This window comes from Prochlorococcus sp. MIT 0701, assembly GCF_000760295.1.
GTDB lineage: Bacteria > Cyanobacteriota > Cyanobacteriia > PCC-6307 > Cyanobiaceae > Prochlorococcus.
Map to the genome: position 1 here is coordinate 25,261 of NZ_JNBA01000017.1, position 11,714 is coordinate 36,974.

The following is an 11,714-nucleotide window of genomic DNA, read 5'->3' on the forward strand; positions in this document are numbered from 1 at the left end:
GCTTGGAGCATGTAGATCTCTACAGTGCCCTGCGGCAGTCTTGCGCTGGTTGATGACGAAAGTTCTGGTTTCAGACCCTATCGACCAAGCGGGAATTGACATCCTCGCTCAGGTGGCACAGGTGGATCAGCGTGTGGGGCTGTCAGAGGATGACCTTAAGGCGATGATCGGCGACTACGACGCTCTGATGATCCGATCTGGTACGCAGGTCACGGCGGCTGTGATCGAGGCCGGCGGACGTTTACGCATCATTGGTCGGGCGGGTGTTGGCGTCGATAATGTTGATGTGCCGACGGCGACTCAACAGGGTGTTCTGGTGGTGAACTCGCCGGAGGGCAACACCATTGCTGCTGCCGAACAGGCATTGGCTTTAATGCTTTCGCTTTCTCGGCATGTGCCTCAGGCCCATGCCAGCACGATGGCTGGGGGTTGGGATCGCAAGAAATATGTAGGCAACGAGCTCTATAAGAAAGTTCTCGGCGTGGTTGGGCTCGGCAAGATCGGCTCCCATGTGGCTCGGGTCGCCAATGCCATGGGTATGGAGGTGATCGCTTACGACCCCTTCATCTCTGCTGACCGTGCTCAACAGATGCAGGTACGACTCTCGAGCTTGGAGGATCTTTTTGAGCAGGCCGACTACATCACCTTGCATCTCCCGCGTACTCCCGATACCGAGAATTTGGTCAATGCGGAATTGCTGGGCAAGATGAAGTCCACAGCAAGGCTCGTGAATTGTGCTCGCGGAGGCATCATCGATGAGTCAGCTCTGGCTGATGCCTTGAAGGCTGGAGTGATTGGCGGGGCGGCGTTAGATGTTTATGCCCAGGAGCCATTGGCTGCCGATTCGCCGCTGCGCTCTGTGCAGGAGCGCTTGATCCTTACGCCCCACCTTGGAGCTTCGACGACAGAGGCGCAGGAGAACGTGGCTGTTGATGTGGCGGAACAGATTCGCGACGTTCTTCTTGGTCTGCCTGCCCGTAGTGCCGTGAACATCCCTGGCCTCAGTGCAGAGATCATGGAGCGGCTCAAGCCGCATTTGCAATTAGCCGAGACCTTGGGGCTGTTGGTGAGCCAGCTCTCCGGAGGGCAGTTGCAGGAGCTTGAAGTACGTCTTCAGGGGGAGTTCTCTCAGCATCCCTCTCAGCCTCTGGTTATTGCTGCTCTAAAGGGCTTGCTAACAAGTGCCCTTGGCGATCGGATCAATTACGTGAATGCGTCCTTGGAAGCCAAGGGCCGTGGCATTCGTGTATTGGAGGTCAAGGACGATACAAGTAAGGATTTTGCCGGGGGATCCTTGCAACTGACGACTCGTGGTGACCAGGGCGGTCACAGCGTGACTGGTGCGGTGTTTGCCAATGGCGATCTACGCATCACCACCATTGATGAATTCCCGGTCAACGTGTCGCCTAGTCGACACATGCTGTTGACCAGGCACCGGGATATGCCTGGGATCATCGGCCAGTTGGGCTCCGTGCTTGGTGAACACAACGTCAACATCGCATCGATGCAGGTGGGGCGTCGCATTGTTCGCGGTGATGCGGTGATGGTGCTGAGTATTGATGATCCAATTCCGCCCAGCTTGCTGGTCACCATCCATGCGATTAATGGCATTAAGGAAGCCCATCCGGTCACCCTCTGAACAAGGCTGATGAGATGAACTCTGCTTCTGCTCTTCGCTGGTGGCGTCTTGCCTTGCCCATTGCCGATGAGCTGGAAGAGTCGCTGATCTGGAAGCTGACAGATCTGGGAATCTGTCGCATCGCTGTTCAACATGCACCTGAGAAGGCTGAGCGCACCCTGTTGGCATGGTTGCCATCGTCTGAGTGGTGCGAGTCGGATAGAGATCAGCTGATGGTCAACCTGCGTCCTCTGGCAGACCCCTTTGGCCTGACATTAGCCAACCCCACTTGGTGCGAGATAGCAGATCAAGACTGGAGTTTGAACTGGAAGCAACATTGGCAACCCGATCCGGTGGGGCAGCGTCTGTTGATCTTGCCTGCTTGGTTGGATCTGCCGCAGGAGTATGCCGATCGGCTTGTTGTGCGAATGGACCCTGGCAGTGCTTTTGGTACTGGCAGTCACCCAAGCACTCGCCTTTGCCTGGAGGCGCTGGAGAGGAACCCACCGCTGGGCTTGAGGGTGGCAGATCTTGGCTGTGGCAGTGGGGTGCTGGGTTTCGCTGCACTGGGTTTTGGGGCCAGGCAGGTCCTGGCCGCTGATACCGATTCCCATGCTGTCTGCGCCTCTAGAGCCAATGCAGAGCTCAATGAGCTCGATTTAGATCGTTTAAGGGTTGTGCATGGTTCTGTGGATGCTTTGTCAGCGCAGCTGCAGGGAGAGGTCGTCGACCTACTGCTCTGCAACATCCTTGCTCCTGTGATTGAGGCTTTGGCACCAAGTTTTGAACAGTTGTTGAGTGCCAATGGTCGAGGTCTGCTCAGTGGTTTGCTGGTTGATCAAGCGCCAAGGCTTCAGATGGTTTTAGAGGCGCTGGGATGGCGGGTGAATTGCCTGAATGAGCAGGGCTGCTGGGGGCTTTTAGATGTTTCTAGGCGGTAATTCCGTGCTTATTTTTATATAAGCCAGGGTTATCAGTAGTCGTTCTTTGATTGGACTTAGCCGGGCAGATTGCACGATCAGACTGTATTTTTGCTGTCAGGGTGTTAGAAGAAGCGCTCCAGGGGGGTTTTACTTCTGGGTTTCTATGCGTTTCCATCCATTCCATGGCTTCCTACAAAGTCACCCTGATCAGCGAGAGCGAGGGTCTGAACAAGACCATTGAGGTTCCCGATGATCAGTACATTCTTGATGCTGCTGAAGAGCAGGGCATCGATCTGCCCTACTCCTGTCGTGCAGGGGCCTGCTCCACATGTGCAGGCAAGCTCACAGGTGGTTCTGTGGACCAGTCCGATCAGAGTTTCCTAGACGACGATCAGCTTGAGGCTGGTTTCGTATTGACCTGCGTCGCTTATCCAACCTCTGATTGCACCATCAAGACCCATGCAGAGGAAGAGCTTTATTGAGCTCCGCGCGAGTTGTCTCTGTTCCCGATCAGTGCTTGCGAATCGGGATCCCATCAGCCACCCTCAGCGGGTGGCTTTTTGCTTCAAGGTGATGTTGATGGCTCTGTTTTAGATGTGACTTCTGTTGCCCCTGGCAGAGCGGATATCGATGTTGTGTTGGAGCACGGCAGCATTCACACCAGTCCTGGTGGGCAATACAGTTTTCGTGTTATCGGTTCTTGTTGCCGGCTGTTTGATCGCGAGGAACTGCCCTGGCCTTGCTGTCGCCTTGCCTGGCGGAGCAAGGAGCCAAGTTGGCGACGTGTGGGCCGGCGCTTTGTTGCTGATGTAGCAGCTCGACGTTGTCCGTCTTATGTCGTTGAGCTACTGCAGCCTGGCTCAAAGCCCACAGTCACAGTGCTGACGTTGTTTTCTCAGCGTTTGACGCCGGGTTTGCAGGAGTGGTGGTATAGCCGTGGACAGCTTTCAAAGGACCCAGCAAATCTGCTGCCAGCTTCGATGCTGCTTGCAACGGAAGAGACCCCATCGTGTTGATCGGCAAAGGGCTGATTGGCTACTGATTTGGCATTTCGATCAACGGAAAAACTATCGTTACTTCTATTCACCTAGATAGCTGATTGAAGTAGTTAATAGAGCATTCCCCATCTTCTGATTGCATCATCGACAAGCCAAAGCAGCTTTCTTTGAACGAGGCTGTGTGTATAGAAGCAGCAGATGATTTGCTGAGTAGGAGCGTAGCGAGCAGACTTTGCGCATGGAAGTTACTATTCATCGTCTTTGGCTGACTATGCAAAAGTCTTGTTGAGCCATGATCAGGTCACGAGTGAAGGCAAGCTTCGATTCTTTCCTAAAACTTACAGCTCAGATTATGAGAAGCTTGTCTGTTCGCCATAAGAAGAAATGAGATCACTTGTCTTATTGCTGAGCTGGCAGTGGGATGACATTTATTTGTCTCCCCATCTCAACGCAGCCGCTGTAACTACAGCCATTAATATCCAATCCAGATCTGCCATTAATGCGAGATCCGTTGGTGGATGGAGGCATGATCGTGACATGCTTCGCCCTTTGATTGATGTCTTGCTAAGCAGTGAAAATATATCAGTGTCACTGATTGATTTGTTCAGGTCTTGGTGGTGCAGGCAATCAAAAGACAATTTATTTGCATTGAATACTAGCTGCTTTGGTCTTTGAGATTGATGGCTCGTCTTCGTTTTACCTTGTTGTAGATGCTAAAGACTGTTGGTTGAAACTGCAGGCCATGCTTCTGCTAGAAGTGATGCTTGCATGCTGATTAAGAGCTTCAATTAGAGGTTAAAGAGAACCATTTAAATGGCTCGTCTTTGTTTTCAGTTCTGCAATCCAAATGCTTAAGCAAGGTGTTCTTAAGCAAGCTGTTGTGAAGGCTTGGTTGCTGAAACGCTTGTCTTTTGCGGCAACCATTGAATTTGAGCAGTAGATCTTTACCTCGACAGCAAGCGAAGCGTCTCAGAGGTCATTGTTCTGAAGATCGGCTTACTGGATCAAGTCCATGCCTTCAAACCAATCATTCCACCCAGCTCGAGAGCGATAGTGCAGGCGGCATCAGTCTTGACGCAGACCCTCTCCTGGGACCTCCTCATTTGATCTAGGGCTAGTTACTCGTTCCCCTGGGAGGTTGAGAGTGCGCAACCGACAAGCCTTTTCCTGTAGAAGACATGTCGGTCATCAGCTTGTTCAATCAGCTTGCTCAATGAGCTTGTTCACTTAGCCATTAAGACAGGAACAAACACTGGAGTTGTAGATCGCTATTGATTTTAGATCGCGATTGAAGATAAGACTCTTGTGAGCGAGAACACTGCCAATTTTTTAGGCAAAAAAAAGGACCCCAGTTTTGGCTGAGATCCCCTGATTGTTTTTTGCTTCTTGAGCGATCAGAAGTAGATCTTGCCACCACCCCATTGGTCGCCCTGTACTTTCTCAGCGGTGAGGATGTAACCGGCGATTAGGCGCAGGTCGTCATCGTTGAGCGAGCGCATCTGAACGTAGACATCGCTGCTGCTGATGCCTGGGTGGGTGTCGGCAATGCTGTATTCCCCGTCATATGACATGGGATTTTTCAGGAAGTTGACCAGGCCGTCCACGTTGTCACGAGCAGGTGATGCCAGTGAGAGAGCTTCAAGGTCGAGACCAACGTTTTGATTGGTCTTGGTGACGCCTTGGTTATGGCAGGTGGCGCAGTTGCTTTTGAAGAGCTTGCTAGCGCTCTTGATTTCTGACTCGCTGAAGGTCACCTGCTGTCCGCCTGAGCCTGCGGGAACGGTGAGGGTCTCGGCATCCCATTGGGCAGCCATGGCTGGAGAGCTAATGCTCAAGCCAATTATTACGGGCAAAACGATCAATAGTTTGATCAGGGACCGTCCCAGGGATGCAAAGAGAGAGGCCATGGAATACGCCAGTTACTGACAGAAGCGACAACACCTTGTATCACGGGGCGGGAGCTCTAAGGGCCGTAATCAAGAACTGTTGCAGCGCGGAGCCACTTCAAAACTGAGGAAATCCTTGGCGAGGATCGTGTTCGAAAAGATGGCTTGAGCCTCTCGTAGCAGGTCATTTGGGGTTACAGGATTGCCTGGTGCATAGCGGGGACTGAGGTGAGTCAATACGAGTTTCCCGACGCCGGCTTCGGCAGCTGTTTGGGCCGCCATGGTGCTGGTGGAGTGCTGCTTCTGATAAGCCATTTCTGCTTCGCTATGGGCGAAGGTTGATTCGTGGATCAGCAGGTCCGCGCCTTTGGCTAGGGACACAGCAGCTTCTGAAAACACCGTATCGGTGCAGAACACGATGCTGGCGCCTGGGCGATCTGGTCCAGAGAAGTCGCGGCCATCCACCACGCGACCATCATCAAGGCTGACCTGTTCACCACGCTTTAAGGCGGCATAGACGGGGCCTGGCGGGATGCCGAGGCTTTGGGCTCGTTCAAGGTTGAAATGGCCTGGCTTGGGTTTTTGCTCCACGCGATAGGCGTAGGCCGGCACGCGATGGGTGAGCGGTGTGCAGCGCACCAGGATGTCTTTGTCTTCAAACACAATCAGGTTCTGCTCCGCTGCGTCCCGCACGCGATGAACCTTGAGGGGGTATCCGATTCTGGTGGAGCTAGTGCGCAGCACGCCTTGCAGATAGCTTTCAAGTGGATCTGGGCCGTAGAGATCCACGCCGTTGCTGTTGCCGGATAGGCCGAGGCTGGCCAACAGACCCGGCAGGCCAAACACATGGTCGCCATGCATGTGGCTAACGAACACTCGTCTGAGTTGAGAAAGACGCAGGTCGCTGCGTAGGAACTGATGCTGAGTGCCTTCTCCGCAATCAAACAGCCACAACTCAGCACGTTGGGGCAGCCGTAGAGCTACGGCTGAAACATTGCGGGCTCGTGTCGGTACGCCCGAGCTGGTGCCGAGAAAGGTGACCTGCAAGGCCTTGCACACCCCAAAGACCATGCTGCCATGGCTTGGGGCCTGGCCTGGTTGTTGTGATCGGGGCACACTGAATGTTCTTGTAGAGCATGTTGATTGGCTTTGCCCTCGCCGCTATGGGCTATGGGGTTGGTCGGCGGGGTAACACTCACGGCCGTAAGCCCTGCTGCCCAGGTGATTGCTGTGCAGGAGCCAGTGATGCGGGTGTTGGTGCTGGAAGCATCAGCGCTGCGTCTGCGAGCTGATGCTGAGCAGCCTTTGCTTGTGGCAGGCCTGGGTTCGAGCGAGCAGAGACTGAGGGGGCTTTCGGTTCGCAAGCAGCGCGGTCAGCTGCAGCTGACCCTTGAGGGGCGATCACGGCGATCGGTGTCGCTTGCTTTGCAGCGTGAGCTAAGGGTTCGCAGTGCGGACCCACGCGGGATATGGCTGGGTAAGCGTCGCTATCGCGGTGAGTTGAGGGTTCGATCTGTTGGTGCAGGGTTGCAGGTGGTGAACCACCTGCGCGTGGAGGACTATCTGGCCAGTGTTGTGGGCAGTGAGATGCCGCAATCCTGGCCGTTGGCTGCACTACAGGCTCAGGCGGTGGCGGCTCGCACCTATGCCCTTGCTCAGCAGGGCAAAGCAGGTGGTTTTGATCTCAAGGCCACCGTTGCCAGTCAGGTGTATCGCGGTGTGGAATCTGAAACCGCCAACACCCTGAAGGCGGTGGAAAGCACCCATTCGCTGGTTTTAGTGCATGGCGGCAAGTTGATCGATGCTGTCTTTCACAGCAGCTCTGGCGGGGCAACAGAAGCCAGCGGGGCAGTATGGACTAAGCAGCTGCCTTATCTGGTCAGCGTGCCGGACCACGATCAACACAGCCCTGTGCATCAGTGGGAAGTGTGGTTTGAGCCGCATCAGTTGCGAAGAGCGTTCCGCGAAACCGGTGGTGTGAACAGCATTGCTGTGTTGGGCACCACGGGCACGGGCAGAATTCGTCAGGCTCGTGTGCAGGGGCCTCGTGGTGATTTGCTGCTGAGCGGCAAGCAGCTGCGCCAGCGTTTGGGCTTGAAGAGCACCTTGGTGCGCTTTGAAATGCTTGCCTCGAAGTCTGCAAAGCCTGGCGCAGGCGTTGGCCTTAAGCGCTTTGAGCACAGCTTTGGTGAACGCAACTCTTATGGCGCTGGAACGGTGTTGATGGGCTCTTGGCGTGATGAAGCAACAGCCAGCGTTGATGCCAATGCCAGTTTCATGGGCCTGACCCCGCCACCGCCTTTGCCGCCTCTGCCGGTTCGCTCAACACGCCGCTCGCGCCATCAGCCGCTGTTGTTGCTTGCGATGGGGCAAGGTTTTGGCCATGGAGTCGGCATGAGTCAGTGGGGTGCCCATGGCCTGGCGCAACGGGGTGCAGATTTCCGCCAAATCCTCAATCACTACTACCGAGGCGCAGAGATTGTTCCCTATCGGCAGCTACAGAATTCCTCTTTGGCCTTCCTGTGGCGCTCTCGCCAGCCTGGAGGGGTTGAGAGAATGGGAGACGCCTAATTGAACCTCTTGCGGCCTTCTGTCGCCTCTGAGCAAGCGTTCGCGAGCACGATCACGGTGCGAGAGAACCTGCCCAGCCTTGTGGAAGCTGTTGTGGATGCACTGGAGGGGCATCTAAGGCAGCGGCTGGGGGAGCAGAGGCCGAAACCGCTTGGCTTGGCGACAGGCCGCACGATGGTGCCGATCTATGCCGCACTGGTGGCCCGTGTGCAGCGTTGGCCAGCTGATGAGCTGGAGCATTTGCGGCGCAGCTGGTGCAGCTTCAATCTCGATGAGTATGTGGGTTTGGGGGCAGCTGATCGGCGCAGCTTTGCGGCCTATATGGCGCGTCATTTAGGCAAGCCGTTGCAATTGAGCCCGCAGCAGTTGCATCTTCCTGATGGAGAGGCGATTAATCCAGAGCAGCAGGCTTGCAGTTATGCCGCTCAGTTGCAGAGTTTTGGTGGTGTTGGCGTGCAGTTGCTGGGCTTAGGCAGCAATGGCCATGTGGGCTTCAATGAGCCGCCTTGTGGCCCAGATGCCTCTTGCCGGGTGGTGTCGTTATCGGAGTCCACCCGGCAACAGAATGCGGCTGCTTTTGATGGTGATCCCAGCCAGGTGCCATCTCAAGCACTCACGCTTGGATTACAAGAAATACTCGCGGCTGATGAGATTCATCTGATCGTGACGGGTTCAGCCAAAGCAGAGATTCTCAAGGCGTTGCTTAATTCGCCATGCACTGAACAGTTGCCAGCAAGTTGGTTGCGCAATCATGCTCGGGTTTCACTTTGGGCAGATCAATTAGCTGTTACTGGAGAGAAAGTTTCTGAAGCGAATGTCAGTTAAAGTTTGATTTGAGTTTTAGTTCGTAGCTGCATGCAACGAAGAAAACGATTATTTGGTGGTAGATAATTAATAACGTCGAGATAGTGCGTTATTGGCATAGCCTTTTGCTTACTGAAGGCACTTGCTTGGGCGAAGAGGCGTTAAATCTTGGTTGCTAATACTGGGCTTGAATGAGGTTTGTGAACTATCTGGATATCATAGTAATATTGCTATCGGATTATTGGAATAGTTGCATTCTTTGGAAAAATCAGTAATGTCTTTTAGGTATAAAATTTTACTTGAGTTTCGGTAATGCGTAATAAGTCTCTTCTGCTTTCAGTCGCTGTGTTTTTGGCGGCTGCTACGCCATCAATTGTTTTTGATGCTAGTCGAGCTCAGGTCGGTGCAGCAGATGTCGCCACTGAAACTGATTCTGGATCTGGGGCCGATACAGGCACGGATTCAACGACCGACACAGGCACGGATTCAACGACCGATACAGGCACGGATTCAACGACCGATACAGGCACGGATTCAACGACAGAGTCAGATACCACTGCAGAAGCCGACACAGAAGCTGAGGCTGATGATCAACCAGCGGAAATTAGAGGAAACGATATTACAATCACGGGAGATTATAAATGGGGCGATAGCGAAGTAGATGAAGTGACAGCAGGAACCACAAGCCCATTCTCTAAGATTATTATTAATGAAGGCGGAACGCTTTCCTTGGATGGAACATCAATCACGCCTTCTGATCCGCTTTGGTTGATAAGAGTAAAGGGCGAGCTTGAGGGGTCTTGTAGTGATTGGTGTTTTAAGGGATATGGCGTTAATCTGTCAAACGGTAATGGTCTTAAATTTGAGGTTGATGGAGCGATCAACCTCAGCTCCTATCAGGGCGTTTCGTCAGCGGACAAGTTTTATGTGTCTGGGGGAGTCGATATCAAAGGTAATTTTGACTTAAAAGGCGGTGACAACCTAATCAAAATCTCAAATGGAGCAATATTTAAGGTGGGTAAGGATTTTGATATGGGTGCAGGAAAAGATCAGATTACCGTTGGGTCTGGCCAGCTTAATATTGATGGCAAACTGAATACAGGAACAGGTAATGATTCAATAACGGTTGAAGAGGGAGGGTCTATTACGATGACGAACTTAAGTCTTGGGCCTAACCCGGGTGACACTAATACGATTACCAACGCAGGAACTTTTACTATTAAAAATTCTTCCACTGGCGGCTCTGGCAACCTGCAGGCGGGTTCGGGGAATGCCCTGATCACTAATAGCGGGGTTATTGATGTAGCTGGAAACACTCAAGCCTATGCAAACTTTGGCATAGATCTTGATAGTGGTAATAACATGATTGAAAACACTGGTTCGATTACAACAACTAAAATTCAAAGTAAGGATGGCGATGATGTTATCAATAACACTGGCACGATTACCGCAGATAGCATTTCAATGGGAGATGGTAGTAATACGTTGAGCAACACTACTGACGCTACGATTAGGCTGTCTGGCGCTCTATCTGGAGGCTCTGGAAATGATGTTATTGAAAACAGCAATTCTACTTTGGTGGCTGCATCGATTAATCTTGGTAATGGGTCTGATAATAATACTCTTAGTAATTGGAAGGGGCATGGTTCGAGCTTGATGGATGTTTCTGGTGAGATCACCGGAAGTGATAATGGCCATAATGGATCCTTTATGGATACTATTCAGAATACGGGTGTTTTGAAGGCTGGCAAGATTGATCTGAAGTATGGCAATGACAAGCTGGTTAATAATGAGGGAGGTGTTATTGAGGTCTCGGGAATTATTGATATGGGAGGAGGTGACGATATCCTTAGAAATGATGGAACTATGACGGCTGACCGTATCCTTCTCGCTGCTGGTTCTGACACTTTAGAGGTTAATAGCCCCATTAACTCCAGACAAATAAATGGCGGTAATGATGGTGGAGCTATTGATGTTGTCAGGTTTGGTGCAAATGGCGGAACGGGAACGATTGATGGTAGTAATTATATTAATTTCGAGAGGGCTGTTCAGGTTGATGGTACATGGAATTACGACAAGGATTTTAGCCACATCCCGCAGTTCGTTGTATCTGGCGGGGTAATGGAGGCAAATGATGATGAACCGGCCACATTTGATAATCTAACGCTTAAAGGCGGCCAGATTCAGACTGATATCCATGACCACAGCGGGGATTCATATCCAGCACCTATCAAGGTGAAAGGTAGCTTTAATTATGAGAGCGGCTCTTTAGTGATTAACGCAGAACAGATGACCAACCCTACTGGCTCATTTAACATTATTGATGTTGATGGAAGTGAAAGTGAGATCAGCGAACTTGCCACCAAAACTACTCTTAGATATGGAGATCAAGAATCTGCTCCCTTCACTGGCCTAGGTAAGGACCACACGCTGGATGAGGCTGCATTGCGTGATGTTTATCTCGAGAAAGGATCGCTTGTGCTGATAGTAGAGGATAAGACTAAAGAAGACATTGAAGAAGGGTTAGACCCAGGCAATTCAGGCGGCGGCTCAAGCTCTGGCGGCGGCTCAAGCTCTGGTGGTGATTCAAGCTCTGGAGATGATTCAAGCTCTGGAGATGATTCAATCGATGAGCTGCTGCCAGGTTGCGACGATGACGAGGATCTCTGTGACATCATTGCCGATCACCCTGATGATGATGATGCAGCGGATGAAGATGAAGCTATAGCTGAAGACATTGTTGACGAGATTCTTCTACCAATCATTGATTCAGATGGAGATAGTGATGATGATGTTGCTCTGCCATTACTTGACTATGGCCAGCTTGCTCGCCTTGTTGTCTCTGGACTGATGCCACGCAATGTGGATGGTCCTGGTCAATCAATGTCCACCTACAACAATCTGCTGGTTGATA

The 11,714-nt window shown here is 52.2% G+C and carries 9 protein-coding genes; 7 read left to right on the top strand and 2 right to left on the bottom strand.

Features of this window, described 5'->3' with window-relative positions; translation table 11 throughout:
* Nucleotides 1-52 precede the first annotated feature (52 nt).
* The 4 genes from serA (at nucleotide 53) to EV12_RS04205 (ending at nucleotide 3,557) form a co-directional block, all read left to right on the top strand.
* The gene (gene serA / locus EV12_RS04190; RefSeq protein ID WP_036912375.1) at nucleotides 53-1,639 is read left to right on the top strand and encodes a phosphoglycerate dehydrogenase; all 1,587 of its coding nucleotides are present in this window, start codon (nucleotides 53-55) and stop codon (nucleotides 1,637-1,639) included.
* Between the two features lie 14 nt (nucleotides 1,640-1,653).
* Entirely contained in the window at nucleotides 1,654-2,559 is a 906-nt protein-coding gene (gene prmA / locus EV12_RS04195; RefSeq protein WP_036912378.1) for a 50S ribosomal protein L11 methyltransferase, read from the top strand.
* Between the two features lie 164 nt (nucleotides 2,560-2,723).
* On the top strand, nucleotides 2,724-3,023 hold the full coding sequence (locus EV12_RS04200) for a ferredoxin (protein WP_011130797.1): 300 nt from the start codon (nucleotides 2,724-2,726) through the stop codon (nucleotides 3,021-3,023).
* A gap of 114 nt (nucleotides 3,024-3,137) precedes the next feature.
* Nucleotides 3,138-3,557 carry a hypothetical protein gene (locus EV12_RS04205; protein WP_052039456.1) on the top strand — a complete coding sequence of 140 codons (420 nt, stop codon included), beginning with the start codon at nucleotides 3,138-3,140 and terminating at the stop codon, nucleotides 3,555-3,557.
* Between the two features lie 1,376 nt (nucleotides 3,558-4,933).
* On the opposite strand, the gene psbV is transcribed toward EV12_RS04205, so the two are convergent.
* Both psbV and rnz read right to left on the bottom strand, forming a co-directional pair.
* Nucleotides 4,934-5,401 carry a photosystem II cytochrome c-550 gene (gene psbV, locus EV12_RS04215; RefSeq protein WP_241466984.1) on the bottom strand — a complete coding sequence of 156 codons (468 nt, stop codon included), beginning with the start codon at nucleotides 5,399-5,401 and terminating at the stop codon, nucleotides 4,934-4,936.
* Nucleotides 5,402-5,515: 114 nt separating this feature from the next.
* Nucleotides 5,516-6,472, bottom strand: a complete 957-nt coding sequence (gene rnz, locus EV12_RS04220) for a ribonuclease Z (RefSeq protein ID WP_036912402.1) — start codon at nucleotides 6,470-6,472, stop codon at nucleotides 5,516-5,518.
* A gap of 123 nt (nucleotides 6,473-6,595) precedes the next feature.
* Here rnz and EV12_RS04225 point away from each other — a divergent pair, with 123 nt between their 5' ends.
* The 3 genes from EV12_RS04225 to EV12_RS04235 form a co-directional block, all read left to right on the top strand.
* The gene (locus EV12_RS04225; RefSeq protein ID WP_052039452.1) at nucleotides 6,596-7,996 is read left to right on the top strand and encodes a SpoIID/LytB domain-containing protein; all 1,401 of its coding nucleotides are present in this window, start codon (nucleotides 6,596-6,598) and stop codon (nucleotides 7,994-7,996) included.
* Nucleotides 7,997-8,821 (top strand): glucosamine-6-phosphate deaminase, encoded by an 825-nt coding sequence (locus EV12_RS04230; RefSeq protein WP_036912387.1) that lies wholly within the window; start codon nucleotides 7,997-7,999, stop codon nucleotides 8,819-8,821.
* Between the two features lie 291 nt (nucleotides 8,822-9,112).
* A partial coding sequence (locus EV12_RS04235; protein ID WP_036912389.1) for a hypothetical protein occupies nucleotides 9,113-11,714 on the top strand: 2,602 nt, incomplete at its 3' end.

What these genes read in the sequence shown, in the direction of transcription:
- serA (WP_036912375.1), top strand. Translation starts at nt 53, where the DNA reads ATGACGAAAGTTCTGGTTTCAGACCCTATCGACCAAGCGGGAATTGAC.
- prmA (WP_036912378.1), top strand. Translation starts at nt 1,654, where the DNA reads ATGAACTCTGCTTCTGCTCTTCGCTGGTGGCGTCTTGCCTTGCCCATT.
- EV12_RS04200 (WP_011130797.1), top strand. Translation starts at nt 2,724, where the DNA reads ATGGCTTCCTACAAAGTCACCCTGATCAGCGAGAGCGAGGGTCTGAAC.
- EV12_RS04225 (WP_052039452.1), top strand. Translation starts at nt 6,596, where the DNA reads ATGGGGTTGGTCGGCGGGGTAACACTCACGGCCGTAAGCCCTGCTGCC.